Below are 17,964 nucleotides of genomic sequence, written 5' to 3' on the forward strand. Positions count from 1 at the left end.
AGTTGCAAAAATGTCATGGATTCAGTACCCATGCGCTCCTATCTCCTGACCGCCCCCGCCAAAATTAACTTTTATCTAGAAATTTTGGGCGATCGCCCTGACGGTTACCATGAACTCGCAATGGTGATGCAGAGCATTGCCCTGGCTGATCGCATTCAGATTCGCCCCAACGGAACCACTCGTATCCAGGTGCAATGCGATAACCCTGAAGTTCCAGCAGACACCTCAAATCTCGCCTATCGGGCGGCCAAACTCATGGCAGACGAGTTTGAGGATGCCTACAGTCAATATGGTGGCGTAGACATCTTTATTGAAAAGAACATTCCCATTGGGGCGGGGCTGGCGGGTGGCTCAACGGATGCTGCCGCCGTGCTGGTGGGTCTGGATTTGATGTGGGGCTTAGGTCTCACCCAAATTGAATTGCAGGAACTAGCGGCGCGATTGGGGTCAGATATTCCTTTTTGTGTGTCTGGGGGAACGGCGATCGCCACCGGGCGTGGTGAGAGGTTAGCACCCCTCACGGATTTAAGTGGGCTGTCTGTAGTGCTGGGCAAATACCGCAGCCTCTCCGTTTCGACACCGTGGGCCTACAAAACCTATCGCCAACAATTTGGTCACACTTATATTCGAGAAAGCGATCGGTTTTCCACCCAGCGTCAAGCAATGCAATCCGGTGCTCTGGTTAGCGCCATCAGCCACCAGGACACGGGCCAGATTGGCAAATACCTTCACAATGACCTGGAAAAAGTTGTTCTCCCGGAGTACCCGCAGGTTGCAGAATTAAAAGCTGCAATGCAAGCTTGCAATCCTTTAGGTTGTATGATGTCTGGCTCTGGCCCCACTGTGTTTGCCCTAGCCGCAACCCCCGCCGCCGCTGCACAGATTCGAGACCGAGTACGGGAAACCATCCCCAACCCCGACCTGCAACTCTGGGTCACAGAGCTATGCCCCACCGGTATTCAGTTGGCCTCAAGCTGAAACGTTCCACAATTCGGTATTTTTGAGTGCGACGCATAAGCTGCCCTCAAAAATACTCTCAGCCCAAACTGAGGTATAGCGCTGCGCAGATTAAGTACGGTGGTGTGGGGGACGAAGTGTCCCACACCATCGTTGCTGTACGTAATGCACTTGCACATTGCTAATAAGTCCAGTTTTTATTTACCCACAAGGAATCCATCCTGCTCTAGGATGAGAATGATTCTGCAGACCAAACGGAACCCCCGCTGTATGGTGAACGAACCTTCTCAAAACCTGCAAACCGCTAAGCCCAAGACGCAGGAAGAGCCGCTTGATAAGCCTCCCACCGTGCTTCGATGCGTCACCGGGGCAGTCATTTCTGCATTATTTTCCGTTGGCCTTTACATGCTAACGACCTCCATTCACCAAACCTTAGATGCAACTCCCATCGTCTCGGATAACTACTTAACGGTGCGGATCTCTACATTGGTGCGATCGCTGGTCATTGGGATGGGAGCTTTGGGCACTATTACGTTCAGCGTCACAACGTTGGGGCTGATTGGATTAGCACTTCAACTACTGATCAAAGGCCAGCCAGCTACCTCCGACAAATAAAGTCGACCTCAGAGCCTATTTGAAAACCGAATTTTGGAAGGGTACGGTGTGTATGCACCGCGCTCTCCCAAAATTCGGTTTTCGGTTTTGGATAGGTTCTATAGCAATGTGCAAGTGCGTTAAGTACAACAACGGTGGTGTGGGGCACGAAGTGCCCCACATCACCGTACTTAATCAACCTCAGTTCGGGTTAAGGGCTTTTTCGAGTGCCGCGCTTCGCGCGGCACTCGAAAAAGCCCATTATTGCGTGCGCGTCGCGCACGCAATAATGGGCGGTTCAGCTTATCCCGAACTGACGTTAATCAACATGCACAGCGCTATAGGTATTGATTGAACCTGGGAGAACCACTGGTTTTGCCCCTTCCCACAACCATTTCTTTGGATGCCAAGCAATTCAGAGCCACGGAGTATTGGCGTGAGCCCAAGGCTTATTACAATATGTAAACGCTTATCAGAAAGGGTATGACCGTAGGTATCTGGATTCTGGGGGATCAGCTATCCCATCAACAGGCAGCATTAGTACAGTATGGCGATCGCTCCTCCCAAACTCCCGTCATTCTCATTGAATCGCTTCAGTGGGTACGAAAGCGGCCCTATCATCGGCAAAAGTTGGTGCTGGTCTGGTCAGCGATGCGCCATTTTGCAGAAGAACTGCGCCAACAAGGATGGCCCGTAACCTATGAGGTTGCTGAGGATTTCGAAGCACCTTTGCAGAAGTGGATCGCGACTGAGGGGATCACGGAACTGCAGGTTATGCAGCCGAGCGATCGCCCCTTCCGCAAACTCATGGACGGGTTGGATCTGCCGGTCCCGATCACTTACTTACCCAATAATCATTTTCTTTGGACAACCGATGCCTTTCGCGAATGGGCTAAAAAACGCAAAAACCTGCTGATGGAATTTTTCTATCGAGAGGGACGACAGCGATTTGCTGTTCTCATGCGTGGGGATCAACCTGCAGGAGGGCAATGGAATTTTGACAAAGACAATCGCAAACCGCCTAAGGGAAAATTAGAAACCCCTCATCCCTTGTGGTTCGAGCCTGATGCCATTACCCAGGAGGTCATGGAATGGGTGAAGAACGGCGACTTTACTAGCTATGGAGAAGCTGAGCCCTTTCGGTGGGGAGTAACCCGAGATCACGCGCTGCGGGTACTGGATCACTTCATTACCACCCGGCTACCAACCTTTGGCCCCTATCAAGATGCCATGGTGACTGACGAACACACTCTGTGGCATGCCCTTCTGTCCCCCTACATGAACCTTGGGCTCCTTCACCCTTTGGAAATTATTGAGGCTGTGGAGGCGGTTTGGGAAACCCATGATCTGCCCATCAATGGAGTTGAAGGATTCGTCCGACAAGTTCTGGGCTGGCGAGAGTATATGCATGGCCTGTACCAATATATGGATGAGGATTACCCTCAGCGCAATTTCTTCAACCACACGCAACCTTTACCCAAATTCTTTTGGAATTCCAACCAGGCAGATATGAACTGCCTCCATCAGGTTCTGAAGCAAATTGAGCACATGGGCTATGCCCACCACATCCAACGCTTGATGATTCTGGCCAACTTCTCACTGATTGCTGGGTTTTCTCCCCAGGAGGTAGAGAGCTGGTTCCATGCCGCTTTTATTGATGCGTACGACTGGGTCATGCAGCCCAATGTTATTGGTATGGGCTTATTTGCTGATGGAGGCATACTGGCATCGAAGCCTTACGCTTCCTCGGCAAATTATGTCAATAAGATGAGCGATTATTGTAAAGGGTGCCGCTATGATCCAAAAGCTCGGACAGGCGATCGGACCTGCCCCTTCAATTTCTTTTACTGGGATTTCCTGGCTCGCCATCGCGAGAAACTTTCCAGTCAGGGTCGCATGACGTTCATTCTCAAAAACCTGGATAAAATGCCACCTGAAGAACTCACAGAAATTCGGGAACGCGCTAATGCGTGGCATGCAGCACACCATTAGAGGGAGCTTGAATGGTTGTCTTCCACTCGCACTACGTGGTGAAGAGCAACCCTTTGCTCATTGAGTCAACACCCCCTCTTGGTTTGATCAATCCGGGTTTGCTCCTCAGCACAGGGAACTGCAGACCCTTATGGTCCCTCCTTTAACCAATTACCACATCAAGCTATTGGCGGCAGCGCTCATGGTGGTTGACCATGTGGGCGTTATTTTCTTTCCGGAACTGCCGATTTTGCGAGTGATCGGTCGATTTAGCTTTCCACTGTTTGCCTGGCTTCTGGTGCAAGGCGAGCAGTATACCCACCACATGCCACGCTATTTGCTGCGCTTAATTGCCTGGGGATTTATCTCACACCCGGTTTACCTCTGGGCTTTTGAAATTAGTGAGCCCGATCTCAACATTCTGTTCAGTCTGGCTTTAGGTGCGTTGTGCCTACGAGGGCGTCGCCAATACCCCCAATGGGAGCTACCCATTTGGGTTGGAGGAGGTGTGCTGGCAGAACTTAGTCATGCTAGCTACGGGTTTTATGGAATTGGAGCGATCGCCCTAATTCGCACCTACAAACTTACCGCCCTCTGGTGGCTGTTCTGGATTTTGCTCCACCTCTTCACTGAACTCCAATGGGGGTACAACCAACTTCCTGCCGTCCTTTCCCCCCTAATCTTTCACCTGACCAATGGCGAGCGAGGGGCAAAAGCCCGTTGGTTTTATCTGTTTTACCCAGCTCATCTATTAATATTGGGTCTCATTCATCTTCAGATACAACAACCAACCGGGTAGACCCGCCAAAAACTTTGAGGCCTGATGCTCAGCCCCAAATTTCGGGTTATCTCACTTAGACAGGACTTACGCATTTATGCTGTGAGTGGGGTGCTCTGCACCCCACTCACAGCATAAATGCTCTAGATATAGCGGACTTGCGTAAGCCCTGTTAGAAACAGATACTTCGCAACCTGTAATTTTTTTGTAGAGACGGCTTCGCCACCTCCACAAAAAAATTACAGGTTATTTTGTTTGTGATCCTTAGCACTGCGTTGGACGTTTGGTTGATGGCTATGGCAGGGAACGTAAAACGCTCTTTCCACAACCATCAACCAAACTTTTGAAATACAACCTTCCACTCCAGGAGTGAGATAACCCTCAACTTGAACTCCTAAGTGACACAGTTGAGAGGAACTCAAGAACCAACCCGAATGCGAACTGCCAAAGCTTAGTTGAGTGCAGATGCCTGCTGCATTAGAACTCGTCGCTGCCGTAGCCCGACATGTCAGTGTCCTGATCCCGCTTCGAACCTAACAACTCCAACCGATCAACCCGAATGACAGGCTTGGAACGCTCAGCGCCTGTGCCGCGATCTTGCCAGTAGTCAAACTTCAGCGCACCCGTCACACCAATCAAACTACCCTTACGAACATAATCAGCAGCGACCTGAGCGGTTTTACCCCAAATTTCGAGGTTAAACCAATCGGGTTCGTCATTATTGCGGCTGCGGCGGTTGACCGCCAAGGTCAGATTGCAGACCACACTACCCGACTCAAAATATTTCACCTCTGGGTCACGACCTGCCCGACCCACCAGCGTTACAACGTTCAAACTCATCGTGGTTCAACCCCAAAAGCACAATAGTGGTGAAAACCTGGCAACAAAGTCAGTTATTATGGCGGAAATTTACGGATTTGTACAAAGTCTGTGGGAATCATAGTACAAAGCCCTGCCCACAGGCATCGTAGTAGAGCTTTCAACAAATTTAGAAGGCTACCTCTTTTTAATACTAGTCTATTTGTACTAATTCAGAAGAGCCGAGAAGCAATTTATACTTCGGCGGTTTGACAAGTTTTCAGTACGGGCTGTATTACCCGGTGGGCGAGCGATCGCCCTGTTCCTTCCACTTTTCTCAATTATTCATCATTCAAAGGACAATCGGGTGCTGTAAACTCTTGACAAGAAACGTAATAAAATCCACCTCGACTGCCCTTCTTTAGGGCCTTGACGTTGTAGAGTGGTGCAGTTAAGGTTTACGCCGGGTCGCTCGAAACTGAAGAGCAGGCATTTGACGACAATTAGGAGCTAGGTAAACTCGTGGGACTCTTCAATCGCTTTTCACTTTCGCGTGACATGGGTATCGACCTCGGTACTGCTAACACGCTGGTTTATGTTTCGGGCCGGGGCATCGTGTTACAAGAGCCCTCCGTCGTCGCCATTGACCAAAACAAAAAATTGCCTCTGGCTGTTGGTGAAGACGCAAAGAAAATGTTAGGCCGTACCCCTGGTGACGTGGTTGCGCTTCGCCCCTTGCGCGATGGTGTAATTGCCGACTTTGATACCGCCGAATTGATGCTGAAGCACTTCATTCGCCGGGTTCATGAAGGGCGTACCCTCGTTTCACCCCGTATCGTGATCGGGATTCCCAGCGGAGTAACCGGGGTTGAGCGTCGGGCTGTTATGGAAGCGGCTTCTCAAGCAGGAGCCCGTGATGTTTATCTGATTGATGAACCTGTAGCGGCAGCCATTGGGGCGGGGTTGCCTGTTGCCGAGCCAACAGGCAACATGATCATTGATATTGGTGGCGGTACGACTGAAGTTGCCGTCCTCAGTTTGCAAGGTACTGTGTTGAGCGAGTCCGTGCGAGTGGCTGGTGATGAACTGAGTGAAGCCATCTCTCAGTACATGAAGAAGGTCCACAACCTGGTGATTGGGGAACGCACGGCCGAGGAAATCAAAATTAGCATTGGTTCCGCCTACCCCACGGACGAAGACGAGATTGCATTAGAGGTACGCGGTCTTCACCTTTTGTCTGGGTTACCCCGCACGATTACTGTCAAGAGCGCCGAAATTCGCGAAGCCATGGCTGAGCCATTGACAGTCATCATTGAGGCCGTGAAGCGAACCCTGGAGCGTACACCTCCCGAACTGGCAGCTGATATTATCGATCGCGGAATTATGCTGGCCGGGGGTGGTGCATTGCTCAAAGGTCTAGATACTCTCATCAGCCATGAAACAGGAATAGTGACTCATGTTGCGGCTGATCCTCTTAGCTGTGTAGTTCTGGGTACAGGTCGTGTTCTTGAGAACTTCAAGCAATTGGAGCGGGTATTCAGCGGTCACTCTCGCAATATGTAAGTTGATGAAACCTGTTGGTATCACACAACTTAATGCCAACAGGCTTCCTGCTTATTTCGAATCTGCAAACCCTAGAGTGCACATGCCGGAATGTTAACGTTACGCCGCTGGTGGAGTCGTCAAGGGCTTCGGTTAATTCTGATTGGCTTGGCGCTATCCTTTGCCTGGGGGCTGAAACAGTCTCAGGGTGGAGCGGTGTATGAACTTTACCGCTTGCTGACCCTCCCCTTTCAACCCCAAGAAGATACGCAACAGCTCGTTCTAGAAAATGCCACTATTCGAGAGCTTCAAAGCCGAGTTGTGGAACTGGAAAGCCAAAACCAGAGCCTGCGCCAACTCATTAATTATCGAGATGGCCAATCCAAGGGGATTGTTGCCCCCGTCATTGGCCGTAGCGCGGATCACTGGTGGCAGCAAGTCGTTCTAGGACGTGGAAGCAATGATGGCATTAAGGTTGGAGACGTGGTATCTGGAACGGGGGGCCTGGTTGGTCGGATAACCCAGGTGACACCCAATACCAGCCGGGTATTGTTAGTAACAGATCCAACAAGTCAGGTTGGAGTAACCATTAGCCGTTCCCGTGTAGTGGGCGTTATGCGAGGTCAGGCGGGCAACCGTGCGGTTATGCAGTTCTTTGAGAAAGTGCCCGATGTTCGTCCGGGAGATGTGGTCGCAACGTCTCCTATCAGTCACTTAATGCCTGCGGGGTTACCCGTTGGGCAGGTAGAGTCTGTAGATTTGCGTAAGAGCCCAGCTCCAGAAGCAGTCATTGAGCTTTCAGCTCCCATTGGTTATCTGGACTGGGTGATTGTGACGTCAAATTCTAAATCTCAGGATTGGTAGCGGAGGTGTCTGCCTGTGTTTGACCCCTATCGCTGGTCCCCTTTGCAGCGGCGATCGTTCAATTGGGCTGTTACCATCTTCTCTATATTGGTCTGTTTGCTGATCATGCCAACCCGGTTCCCAGGCATGGAGCTGCTAGGCGTTGGCCCAAACTGGATGTTAATTTGGGTCGTCGTTTGGAGCGTTAATCGCACGGCTTGGGAAGGCGCGCTGGCAGGCCTAATTCTTGGTCTGATTCAAGACGGAATGACAACGCCTCATCCGAGCCATGCGGTTAGTCTGGCGATCGTCGCTGTTTTAACAGCCCGTATTCGTAAGCAGCGTTATATTCAGGAAGACTTCATTTCCATTGCCCTCATTGTATTTGGCATGGCTGTAGTCGCAGAAACAGTCGTTGCTCTACAGTTCAGTCTGGGCAGCATCCGGGGAGTATCTGAAACCTATCCAACCATTGGTGAAATCTGGCTGTTTCATCAGCAAATTGCCCTCTGTTCGGCCATTTTAAGCAGCCTGTGGGCTCCGGTCATCTACTACCCTTTGAAACGTTGGTGGCAGATGATAGAGACCATTGAACAGGCCCAGATGGGTTAACCGTCGTGAGCAAAGGCTAAAGGCGGTGAGGCATGCCCCTCAGCCTTTGTCCTATTGAAATCAGGCCCGAAAACCGCACGCCTTTGGCGCGCGGTTTTCGGGCATCAAAGCCAAGAGTTCACGCCCGTAGGGCGTGAACTCTTGGCTTTGATGCCCATACTGAGAATTGCTGGCATTAATGTTGTGTGGTGTGCAAAGTACACCGCACAACATTAATGCTTTAACTAGGGTGAGCGTACGTAAATCCTATTCCTATAGTGCTATGCACATTGATTAAGTACGGTGGTGTAGCACCTCGTGCCTCACACCACCGTTACTGTACTTACCGCGCTTGCCCGTTGCTATCTTGAAAAGAATTAGCAAAATGGCTCCGCAATATCAAAGAGAGTGAGGGCTTATCCACACTCTCTTTGATACATGAGAATTTTTTAGCCAACTAACACGGGAAACGCTTCCGTCTGGTAAACCAGGTAGTGAGCGGCTGAAAGCAGATCATGGTGAATACGGGTTGGCTGGAAGCGATTTAGATAGGTTTGGCTGCGAATGCCTGATGTAACAGCGATCGTGCGAATGTGGTTGGCTTGGCCTGCCAGTACATCAGCCTCAGTGTCCCCAATCATCCAGGCATGAGCATTGGGTGAAATGCCATAGTCAGCCATCACTTGCATAAGCAGAGCATTTTTCTGCTCAGCCTGATTGTGATAGGCCGCATCCTTGTCATGGGTTCCGCGAATATCAGTAAAGAGCCGAGCTAAACCATAACTTTGCAAAATTTGCTCAGCCTGCTGTTGGCATCGCAGGGTCACTAGAAAAAGCTGCGCTCCCTGAGCGTGCAGTAAAGACAGAGCCCAACGAACACCAGGCTGTAGAGTATCTCGATGGAGTAATGCAGGCTGATTAACGATATGAGTTACCCGCTGTAAAAATGCATCGAAATACTCAGCTGGCAAACCCGATCGCATTGCAATTTCGAGATCAGGCACTCGATTTTGTTTCATGTGCCAGAACTGTTGTTTATCCAATTGATGGATAGGGAGAGCGGTACCTTGAGCATGACAGTCAGCTTGAACATCTGCCAAGGCCAACAGATAGGTCTGATAGTATCGCTCAGATACATCAAGAATTGGCCCATCAAAATCACAGAACACAGTCATCGGAGCGCAAGTGGATGTTCTCTTGGCACCGGGAACCATGGATATTAATCTTTGGCTAATAGCAACTACGTTCCCCATCCGAGTACGCTGAATCGAATTAAATTTAAATACTTCTTCACAATATCACAATTTCATAAGGTGCAAAAAAACTAACTGCTTTGACTAATAAGTTAATCTTATGTATCAGGTTTTACCTAAGCACCTAGGCCCACAAGGATTGGCTCCATCACTAATTTCGTCCTCTCACACGCAAGCCATAGCATTTTTCAATACCAACCTTCTCGTCGTGTTGAGCCTGATAGCGGGTCCTGTTTCAAATGTGTGGATGAGATGTGGTGAAAGGGGTACTTCGTACCCCTTTCACCACATCTCATCCACACATCTAGAACACTACCTTGGTAGCGTAAGCAACGCTAAGTCCTACGATGAGAAGATCGCCTCGCGTTCCAGAAGCAATGTTACAGGCCCATCATTTTCAATAGAAACCTGCATCATTGCACCAAATCGTCCTGTCTCCACCCGTAGACCACTCTGCCGCAGAATTAACACAAAGGTGTTGTACAGTGCTTCTGCGGTGCTAGGAGGAGCAGCCTGGTCGAAGGAAGGCCGCCTTCCCTTGCGACAATCGCCATAGAGTGTGAATTGGCTGATAACGAGCAATTCTCCGCCAATCTCCTGAACCGAACAATCGAAGCGATCGCCCTCCTTTCCTGAGAATATCCGCAAATCCAGACACTTTCGTGCCATCCACTGCAACTGTTCCTCAGCATCCCCTTCTGCGATCCCAACCAGTAAGTTTAGTCCCCGTCCAATCTGTCCTACGACTTCTCCATCAACTACAACTTGTGATGACCGTACCCGTTGAATAACTACTCGCACTGTCCTATTTCCTTCTTAGAATTGAGGTTAACTCACACGGCAAAGACTTTAAATTCTAATCAAACTAAATCCGCAGCAGGCAAAAAAAGAAGGTGGAAGCAAAGCTTTCACCTTCTTTTTGCCCTATAAGGCTATTCGTTGATGACCTATGCCTGCCGCTTCTGTAAGACAGGGTTATCCGAAGGTAGGGCAATCAAGTTATCTGCATAGGAGCAGATCAGCCCGCGTTGACGGAGTTTGCCCATCAGGCGGGTAACAGTAACACGGGTGGAGCCGATCGCGCTACCAATCTGAGCATGAGTCAAAGTCCAGGGAAGATAATAGCCATCGTCAAAGGGCTCACCAAACTCTTCAATGAGCAGAGTAATAAACCCTAGCAACCGATCAATCGTCCGCCGCTGCCCTAGGGTGCTAAGCCAGAGCAGTTTGCGCTGGTGTTGATGACGGAAGGCGTCTAACACTTCGCGACGAAAATGAGGCCAATGGTCTAGGTCGTGCCAGTACAGCCAGATGACTGAAGTTTGATCAACATGGGCGAAGGCTTGCAGGGTAAAGGGCGATTGCACCACAATCTCAAAGGGTTGCCCAGCCCCAACAAAACCTAAAAATGCCTCCTCAGCCTCTAAAGGACGAGAAATGCGTGAATTACTGCTGGATGCACTCACCTGAGCTTCACCCACCAAGCGAATCGATCCCCGTTCAACTAGATAAAGCAAGCCAGGACGAGCAGGGATTTTTTCGTCTTTCGTAAAAGACCGACAACGATAATGCTCCTGAGCCCAATCGGTGATCCGTTGCCAGGTCAAGAAGGGTCTGGAGGAGTCTGATGGGGATGTGATGGGATACATAGATACTCACTCGTCGGTATCAGTAGAAGTGCGCGATGGCGACTGCACTTTGAAAACAACACTCGTCAGCTGAAGCCGAATATGCAAGGAGCCACACTTACCCAAACTGACCACAGTATATTCGCCTTTAATCTTAACTATAGTAAGGAAAATTACGGAGTCCAGATAAATTGCGACACATATGTCCTGTTCAGTTCATCAAAAATTAATAGTTGAATACTAGGCTTCTCTGTGTTTTCACAGAATCGAACTCAGGCTCAGGATGATTCCTGACGATATTTGTGGCAGCATTGACGCCAATTTACGTAAATTTCACAGATTGAATTCAATGTTTTATTAAGACTTTATGAAGAGTAAACACTCTTTAAAGTTTTTTTAATTTCGGATGCGGATGCTCAACACTTCAAGATTGGGCAATGGCAATGTTTTACGTTTGCCTGGAAAATTTTTTGACATGGACAAACTTTAAGTTATTGAGTACTAGCGCCCCTTGCACTCCACGATTCGATTACAAACTCTCCTAAACCAGCAGGTACACACCATTCTGGAAGAGACCTTGAAGCTATTGCCTCAGGAGTGGTGCGACTTATTCCCTTCCAGTAGTGCTAGCGCTTGGGAGAAAGTTATGGCTGATCTGGTGGCATCTAATGCGATCAGGCGTGTACGCCGAACAGAAGCCATCATTTATCAATGGGCGATCGCCCCTCAACTCAGTCCTCTACTCTCTATACCTAGCGCTACTATCGCTCAGAAGCTGGTAGACCTTCTTACACATGGCTCTAAACCACTTGTAAGAAGCGATCCCGGGTACAAGCTGCGAGCTGAAATTTGGGTAAATTGTCGCGTGACTGTCTATGCTCATCACTTGATTCAAATTGAGGTGAGCGATCGGGCTCTAGCAAGCTGGTTACAGCAAGTTATTGCGTTACCAGACCTAGAACTTACGCCCTCCGTCTTCCGTAGAGAAGACAGTGCAACCTCCAATCGACGGTCGCTGGAGGGTATATTTCCGCTGCAAGCCGCTCATGCCCGATGCTGTTCATTACTTCGTCTAGGGGAGCGGGAAGGGCTTATAAAGATCTACCCAGCAGACGAGAAGAGTTTGCCTCAGAGGATAGATTGGCCTAATCCCCTTTCCTGGCTTCAGGAAGAGGGCCAACTGAGACTGGTTCACCCCAGTGAGCGGTACTTACTTGTCTCTGGGGTTGAAGTTTTGGGCGATCGCACATTTTCCCCAAGTCAAATACATTTCAGCGAACGTTTTTTTGCATTTGACGCAGCTTGTCGCATTTTGGGCGAGATCAAAGCCCACGCCCCTCAGTTGGCTCAGGCCCGTTTAGGGCTCATTCTTTTCAGTCGTCACTGTCTCGCGCAGAGTTTGGAGATCCAGGGAATAGAGCCTCTTTGTGAACTCTGAAACCTGCATGACTAATGTGTACTATTGTCAGGTTCTGATGACTTTTTCAAATAAGAGCTGACAAATCCAATCATCGTCTGATAGAGTGGCGGATGTGTGAGGAGCGAACCAGCGAGAGCACCGAGACGAAACACGGTCAGTCGTCGGTGCTCTTTCTGACATTTAAAGAGGTTACTTCCTCTAGAAGGCGAAAGAACAGCTCCTTTAATATTTTTTCAATATGAAGATGGGCCTAATGCTTTACGTTCTGCTTAGACGGAACGTAAAGCATTAGGCCCATCTTCAGTAGACCTCGTGCGTGAATCGTTGTGTGGCTTCGCCACGCAACGATTCACACCCTCAAAACCGATTCATGCAGGAGGTCTACTATTGAAACAGATTAGGTTAATAGGAATTTTTCAATAGCAACGGCGGCACCGCTCGCTTCTACACTGGGTGCAACCCACTGCGCCATTCTTTTAACAGCTTCGGGGGCATCTCCCATGGCGACGCCAATCCCGGCATATTCCAGCATTTCCAGGTCATTCAGGTTATCACCGATGGTCATGACTTGATCCGCCTCTAATCCCAGCAATTCCTCCGCGATGTATCGTACCGCCGTTCCCTTATTAACTTGGGGGTTCGTGGCCTCCAAAAAGATATCTACAGACTTGGTGAGGTAGATATCTGTTGGGGCATAGCGTTTTTTGAGCAGTTGCCAGAGTTGATCAATCAGATCGACATCCGAGCTTTGCACAAGAACTTTGGTGGGATCAACAGTGAGAAGCTGGCGCAGATCGCCAACTGCATGAGCTGCAACAGACGATCGCTCAACGTAGCGCTCCGTTTCCTCTAACATTTCGCGCACGTAAAGCTGGTCGTTGATATAGAAGTGGATAGAGAGGCGATCGCGCAATTCTGGCTGCTCAAAAAAATCCAACAGCTCATGGGCATACTCACGGGAAAGCGTCCAGTGGCGATGGACTTCGTTTGTCTGTGGGTCTTGAATCCAGGCTCCCTGGTAAGCCATCAAGGGTAGGGTAGAAGCGATCGCCTGATGAAAGCGAAGCGCAGATTGATACATACGCCCAGTGGCGATCGCGACTTGTATACCCCGCTCTTGAGCGGCCTGGATAGCTTGTAAAACTTTCGCCTCAATTTGATTGGAATGCCCGACCACGGTGCCATCCAGATCCATGACCAATAGCCGAATATCTTTCATTATTTTGGGAACTAAAAAGTTGAATGAGAAGAATTGAATTGTTAGGTCATCCACGTTTCAATTTTCCATTCATGACTGTAGCCCGTTTTGAGAAGCCTACGTCAGCCTGGTCATGTTTCAAACGTATGGATGGGGTGTGGTGAGGGAAATACTTCGCGCCCCATTCACCACACCCCATCCATACGTCTAGAACACTATCTGTCAGCACTACAGCGCTTTCAAACGCTTAAAATCTAGTTGCTTTTGTGAGAGCCGCACTCCGCGCGGTTCTCACAAAAGCAAGCGCGGCTGATTCAGGTACAAAGCGCTGTCATACGAACGATGGGTCTCCTGAAGTAGACTGCCTGCCCTTAAGCGAACCCATAAGGAACGGAAATTTCAGCTTTTATTAACAGGGTTTTCAAGCAACCCTTGTTAGGATTTTGCCGACTTCAAACAGAGGGACCGACATGAGTACGACGCAGGTGCTTGAATTCATGCACAAGACGGCGGCAGATATTACCCTGCAACATGAGCTAGAAGCATTGCTTGGAGTTGGCGATGGCAATATTAGCAGCGAAGCTGAATTAGATACGGCTGAAACCGAAGCCCTCCTTGGGGATCGTGCTCCTACTGTGACTGAATTTGCAGCTAAAAAGGGCTATCAGTTCTCTGTCGATGAATTAGTAATCGTCGTTAGTGCGTTTCAGCGACATCATTCTGGCGAACTATCTGATGAGGCTTTTGCCCAGTTAGTAGGCAGCGCCTCAGCTCAATCGGTCAATTCTTCAGCACTGCGGCGACTGACCCAATTTCTCAGCAAAACCTATTTGGGAATCGATCTGAAGAGTTAGGTGTCAAAACCCATCAAAAAGTTAAGCCAGAGCTAAAACCCTTGGCCTAGACAGTTTTGTTCTACAGCCTTACGCAATCTATGGCCTTTATTGCGTTAGTTGTCCCCAATTCAGGATAGGCTGACGTGCTCATTTTGGCATGCGCAAAGCGCACGCTAAAATGAGTGTTTTCGAGTGCCGCGCGTTGCTCAGCACTCGAAAACGCCCTTAACTCGAACTCATGCCCTAACTAAGTTTTTGAAGGGGGCTACAACCGATCGCCCCCTCAAAGCGCAGTTACCTTAGGTGTCAGAGGAATCGTAACGGCCTTCAGGCAAAAGCAGCATGGCATCTCCAAAGGAGTAAAAACGGTATTCCTGAGCGATCGCCTCCTCGTATAAGTTAAGCAACCGCTTGCGCCCCACAAAAGCACTGACGAGCATCATCAAGCTGGATTGGGGCAAGTGGAAATTGGTAATTAAACCGTCGACGACCTGCCACTGATAGCCAGGGTAAATATACAACTCAGTCTTTCCCTGAAAGGGCTTAAGGCCACCATCCTGAGCCGCCCCTTCTAGCGATCGGATTACGGTAGTGCCCACGGCAATGACCCGCCCACCTCGGGCTTTCGTCTCCTGAATTTTTTCGACCACCTCGGGCGAGATCTCCAACCACTCACCATGCATCCGGTGGGTCGTAATATCGTCGACCTCGACCGGCCGAAACGTTCCGACTCCCACATGCAAGGTAATGAAGGTCTGTTCAATGCCCTGAGATTTCAAGTTTTCCAGGAGCTCGGGGGTAAAGTGTAGTCCGGCAGTAGGAGCGGCTGCCGAACCTGGCTCATTTGCGTACACCGTCTGGTACTGGTCAGGGGCAGCCTCGCTACCCGTGATGTAGGGGGGAAGGGGGACAACCCCTATCTCATCCAGCACCGAGAGCAAGGATTGCCCCGCTGGTGGCTCAAACTGGATAATTCGCCCCGATGTAGCGGGGTCAACCGCTAATACCGTGGCCTCTAGTTTGGGGGGCTTATCGTGCTCTTCGTCGACGGGAGTGCGATCGCCAAAAAAGTGAATGCGGGCACCGGGCTTTAACCGCCGTCCTGGCCGGACCAGGCACAGCCAGCAATTTCGCTCTTTTTCTTCGAGCAACAACAGTTCAACTTTCCCGCCGCCCACTTTCCGGCCGTAGAGCCGGGCTGGAAGCACACGGGTATCGTTCATCACTAACAGGTCACCAGGCCGTAGCAGGTGCGGCAGTTCACGGAAAATATGATGCTGATATTCAGTTTTGGAAGTAACTACGAGCAGCCGAGAGCTATCCCGGGGGACAGCAGGGTTTTGCGCAATGCGCTCTGGAGGCAGGTGATATTGATATGCCGCCAGTTTCAAGTCGTCATCATCAGGGGGTTGAGCAAACATCAGAACACACACACAGAGACTTAAAGCCAGATTAAGGGAAATCCATCAAGTAAAAATATTTTTTACTTGATGGAGAACATTCTCGCAGATTGGGTGAAATCCCCTATAACAAGTGACGTGTTTCCCCTCACCATAATTGCCTTGATTATTAAGAAAATAGAAAAGTAGAGCACAGTATTGGCCTGGGAGCGATCGGGAAGTATGGAATTCGTCTATTACCTCACTAACGCCAGTTTGACCCTGCGAGTGGTAGAGTACCTCCACCAGGCCTTCTGGCTACAGACCCGGTTTTTGACTGTAATCCACCAGATTAACGGTTGGGTCATCAAAATAAAACTCGAAGAATTACTGGATCCTGAGCAGGAGGGTGATTTCCGAGCCTTCTTGAATGAGCTGGGCAATGCCTATGAGCCAGAAAATCGCGTTCGGATGACGTTTTGGGGTTTGGAGATGGGACAATCCCCGATTGAAGTCATGCGGCGTTATCAGGTAGCTGTCGTATCCCACGGCAAACCCAACCGCCAGGAAATTGAAGAATTTCGTAAGCAGTTCGTAACAGGGTTAGGATATTGTCCTGAAACATTAACCTAAGCCGCCATTTCTCCCTCCATTCTTCAGGCCTACGTTACGGAGAAACCACACCACATTTGTTTCTTCTCAGAAAATAGCAACTCAAGAATTCCACAGCAACACCGCTTATCCATTGGATAAGCGGTGTTGCTTGTCAATTAACGGCGATCGCAGGGGAAGCACAACACCTCAGCGTATTTTCTAGATAGCGCTACGCGTTGAGAACCAGATAGCGTGTTTTTCAAAAACACACTGTCCTAAACAGACCGCGTCAAGCCACAGCAAAAGGAGAGGGTGGGCATTAAGCGCCCACCCTCTCCTTTTGCCGTTGCCTAAATGGCTATCGCAAACACAATTACACCGCTGCCAGGGATGCTAATGGATCAGGAATCGTAGAACTGGGGGCTTCAAACTCCCCGGTTAGTACATATTCCAGCCGTAACCGTAGCCAGGTGATGAACTGAGAATTCGTTGAAACAATGGCCACACTGGGCTGAGGGCATTTGGCCTTAGCTGCCGCAAACTCAGGAGTTTCTAGGAAGGCTGGTTGGCGCACGAGCCAAAAGTCAATGGCTTTTCCCTTTTCTTGATAATCACGATGGCGTTCCTTAAGTACCTCATCGAGAGGTTCTTCCTCTAGAAGAAATTTCTCGCTTGCGAGAAGGTAATAGTAGGTTGTCATACAGCTCCTTGAATCGCTTGTTTCATTTCACGTACAGCCCTCTCCAGCCCCACCAGCACCGCTCGACTAATGATGGAATGACCGATATTTAGTTCTTCCATCCCCTCTAGAGCCGCGACCGGGGCGACATTCCAATAGGTCAGCCCATGACCTGCATTCACCCGTAGACCGTTGGCGATCGCCCGCTGGCAACCCCGGCTCAACACGGCCAGTTCATGAGCATGGCTCACTTCGTTCTGGGCTTCGGCGTAGGTTCCCGTATGGAGTTCCACAAATTGGGCTCCAACGGCAGCGGAGGCCTGAATTTGAACCTCTTCGGGATCAATGAACAGGCTTACGGGAATCCCCGCTCCCTGTAATTGCTCCACGACAAAGCCAATACGAGCTTTCTGCCCAGCCACATCTAAGCCGCCCTCAGTGGTCACTTCCTCGCGCCGTTCTGGCACCAAGGTGACATAGTCAGGGCGAATGTCGAGGGCGATCGCCACCATTTCCTCGGTTGCAGCCATCTCCAGGTTCAGGTGGGTGCGTACAGTCTGTCGCAGAATGCGCACATCCCGTTCCTGGATGTGACGGCGATCCTCCCGCAGGTGAACGGTGATGCCATCGGCCCCGGCCAGTTCTGCCAGAACTGCGGCGGCCACTGGGTCAGGTTCCACCGTACGGCGGGCCTGACGAATGGTTGCCACATGGTCGATATTGACACCCAGAGTAGGCAAAGTGGTCTCTCCCCTTTAAAGACATTCTCTATGATGCCATTGCAGTGGAAGCAATGGATCCGCTTGAAAAAGCTGGGTTTAAACTCGGGTGGCGATTTATCGCGATCGCGACTCCTATCAGGACACAAGAGAGTAGGCACAGCGCGTCTACTCTCTCCATGGG

The 17,964-nt window shown here is 50.0% G+C and carries 18 protein-coding genes; 10 read left to right on the forward strand and 8 right to left on the reverse strand.

The annotated features are described in order from the left end of the window. Positions 1 to 30 precede the first annotated feature (30 nt). From ispE to H6F91_RS17805, 4 genes are all read left to right on the forward strand, one after another. Positions 31 to 978 carry a 4-(cytidine 5'-diphospho)-2-C-methyl-D-erythritol kinase gene (gene ispE / locus H6F91_RS17790; protein WP_190789420.1) on the forward strand — a complete coding sequence of 316 codons (948 nt, stop codon included), beginning with the start codon at positions 31 to 33 and terminating at the stop codon, positions 976 to 978. A 249-nt stretch (positions 979 to 1,227) separates the two neighbouring features. Beyond that, positions 1,228 to 1,572 carry a DUF3082 domain-containing protein gene (locus tag H6F91_RS17795; RefSeq protein WP_190774765.1) on the forward strand — a complete coding sequence of 115 codons (345 nt, stop codon included), beginning with the start codon at positions 1,228 to 1,230 and terminating at the stop codon, positions 1,570 to 1,572. Positions 1,573 to 2,034: 462 nt separating this feature from the next. Continuing rightward, positions 2,035 to 3,543 (forward strand): cryptochrome/photolyase family protein, encoded by a 1,509-nt coding sequence (locus H6F91_RS17800; RefSeq protein ID WP_190774766.1) that lies wholly within the window; start codon positions 2,035 to 2,037, stop codon positions 3,541 to 3,543. Positions 3,544 to 3,673: 130 nt separating this feature from the next. Beyond that, the gene (locus tag H6F91_RS17805) at positions 3,674 to 4,321 is read left to right on the forward strand and encodes a TraX family protein (protein WP_190774767.1); all 648 of its coding nucleotides are present in this window, start codon (positions 3,674 to 3,676) and stop codon (positions 4,319 to 4,321) included. A 456-nt stretch (positions 4,322 to 4,777) separates the two neighbouring features. Here H6F91_RS17805 and H6F91_RS17810 read toward each other — a convergent pair whose 3' ends face one another. After that, positions 4,778 to 5,140 (reverse strand): single-stranded DNA-binding protein, encoded by a 363-nt coding sequence (locus tag H6F91_RS17810; protein WP_190774768.1) that lies wholly within the window; start codon positions 5,138 to 5,140, stop codon positions 4,778 to 4,780. Positions 5,141 to 5,656: 516 nt separating this feature from the next. On the opposite strand from H6F91_RS17810, the gene H6F91_RS17815 reads away from it, so the two are divergent. The 3 genes from H6F91_RS17815 (at position 5,657) to mreD (ending at position 8,095) form a co-directional block, all read left to right on the forward strand. Continuing rightward, positions 5,657 to 6,661 (forward strand): rod shape-determining protein, encoded by a 1,005-nt coding sequence (locus tag H6F91_RS17815; protein ID WP_190774769.1) that lies wholly within the window; start codon positions 5,657 to 5,659, stop codon positions 6,659 to 6,661. 90 nt (positions 6,662 to 6,751) lie between these two features. After that, positions 6,752 to 7,504, forward strand: coding sequence for a rod shape-determining protein MreC (mreC, locus tag H6F91_RS17820; protein WP_190774770.1), 753 nt, complete (start codon positions 6,752 to 6,754; stop codon positions 7,502 to 7,504). Positions 7,505 to 7,519: 15 nt separating this feature from the next. Then, positions 7,520 to 8,095, forward strand: a complete 576-nt coding sequence (mreD, locus tag H6F91_RS17825; protein ID WP_190774771.1) for a rod shape-determining protein MreD — start codon at positions 7,520 to 7,522, stop codon at positions 8,093 to 8,095. Between the two features lie 428 nt (positions 8,096 to 8,523). Here the strand turns inward: mreD and H6F91_RS17830 are convergent, their stop codons facing one another. From H6F91_RS17830 to H6F91_RS17840, 3 genes are all read right to left on the reverse strand, one after another. Then, a complete protein-coding gene (locus tag H6F91_RS17830) occupies positions 8,524 to 9,249 on the reverse strand; it encodes an HAD family hydrolase (RefSeq protein ID WP_199307899.1) in 726 nt (241 codons plus the stop codon). Positions 9,250 to 9,669: 420 nt separating this feature from the next. Further along, positions 9,670 to 10,128: a D-aminoacyl-tRNA deacylase gene (gene dtd / locus H6F91_RS17835; protein WP_190774773.1), complete on the reverse strand. Its 459-nt coding sequence runs from the start codon at positions 10,126 to 10,128 to the stop codon at positions 9,670 to 9,672. Between the two features lie 146 nt (positions 10,129 to 10,274). Beyond that, entirely contained in the window at positions 10,275 to 10,976 is a 702-nt protein-coding gene (locus H6F91_RS17840; protein WP_190774774.1) for a Crp/Fnr family transcriptional regulator, read from the reverse strand. Between the two features lie 490 nt (positions 10,977 to 11,466). Between H6F91_RS17840 and H6F91_RS17845 the strand changes: the two genes are divergently transcribed. Then, entirely contained in the window at positions 11,467 to 12,393 is a 927-nt protein-coding gene (locus H6F91_RS17845) for a hypothetical protein (protein ID WP_190774775.1), read from the forward strand. A gap of 379 nt (positions 12,394 to 12,772) precedes the next feature. Here H6F91_RS17845 and H6F91_RS17850 read toward each other — a convergent pair whose 3' ends face one another. Continuing rightward, positions 12,773 to 13,594: a Cof-type HAD-IIB family hydrolase gene (locus tag H6F91_RS17850; protein WP_190774776.1), complete on the reverse strand. Its 822-nt coding sequence runs from the start codon at positions 13,592 to 13,594 to the stop codon at positions 12,773 to 12,775. A gap of 449 nt (positions 13,595 to 14,043) precedes the next feature. Here H6F91_RS17850 and H6F91_RS17855 point away from each other — a divergent pair, with 449 nt between their 5' ends. Next, positions 14,044 to 14,427, forward strand: a complete 384-nt coding sequence (locus H6F91_RS17855) for a hypothetical protein (protein WP_190774777.1) — start codon at positions 14,044 to 14,046, stop codon at positions 14,425 to 14,427. 281 nt (positions 14,428 to 14,708) lie between these two features. On the opposite strand, the gene queA is transcribed toward H6F91_RS17855, so the two are convergent. Beyond that, a complete protein-coding gene (gene queA, locus H6F91_RS17860; RefSeq protein ID WP_190774778.1) occupies positions 14,709 to 15,830 on the reverse strand; it encodes a tRNA preQ1(34) S-adenosylmethionine ribosyltransferase-isomerase QueA in 1,122 nt (373 codons plus the stop codon). A 201-nt stretch (positions 15,831 to 16,031) separates the two neighbouring features. On the opposite strand from queA, the gene H6F91_RS17865 reads away from it, so the two are divergent. Beyond that, complete coding sequence (locus H6F91_RS17865) at positions 16,032 to 16,421, forward strand: hypothetical protein (protein ID WP_190774779.1); 390 nt, start codon at positions 16,032 to 16,034, stop codon at positions 16,419 to 16,421. Positions 16,422 to 16,755: 334 nt separating this feature from the next. Here H6F91_RS17865 and H6F91_RS17870 read toward each other — a convergent pair whose 3' ends face one another. Both H6F91_RS17870 and H6F91_RS17875 read right to left on the reverse strand, forming a co-directional pair. Next, entirely contained in the window at positions 16,756 to 17,082 is a 327-nt protein-coding gene (locus H6F91_RS17870) for an MgPME-cyclase complex family protein (protein WP_190774780.1), read from the reverse strand. Beyond that, positions 17,079 to 17,801 carry a pyridoxine 5'-phosphate synthase gene (locus H6F91_RS17875; protein WP_190774781.1) on the reverse strand — a complete coding sequence of 241 codons (723 nt, stop codon included), beginning with the start codon at positions 17,799 to 17,801 and terminating at the stop codon, positions 17,079 to 17,081. The genes H6F91_RS17870 and H6F91_RS17875 overlap by 4 nt, the downstream gene beginning before the upstream one ends. Positions 17,802 to 17,964 lie beyond the last annotated feature (163 nt).

Origin of the sequence: Leptolyngbya sp. FACHB-8 (assembly GCF_014695575.1) — a bacterium.
Classification (GTDB): domain Bacteria; phylum Cyanobacteriota; class Cyanobacteriia; order Elainellales; family Elainellaceae; genus Vacuolonema.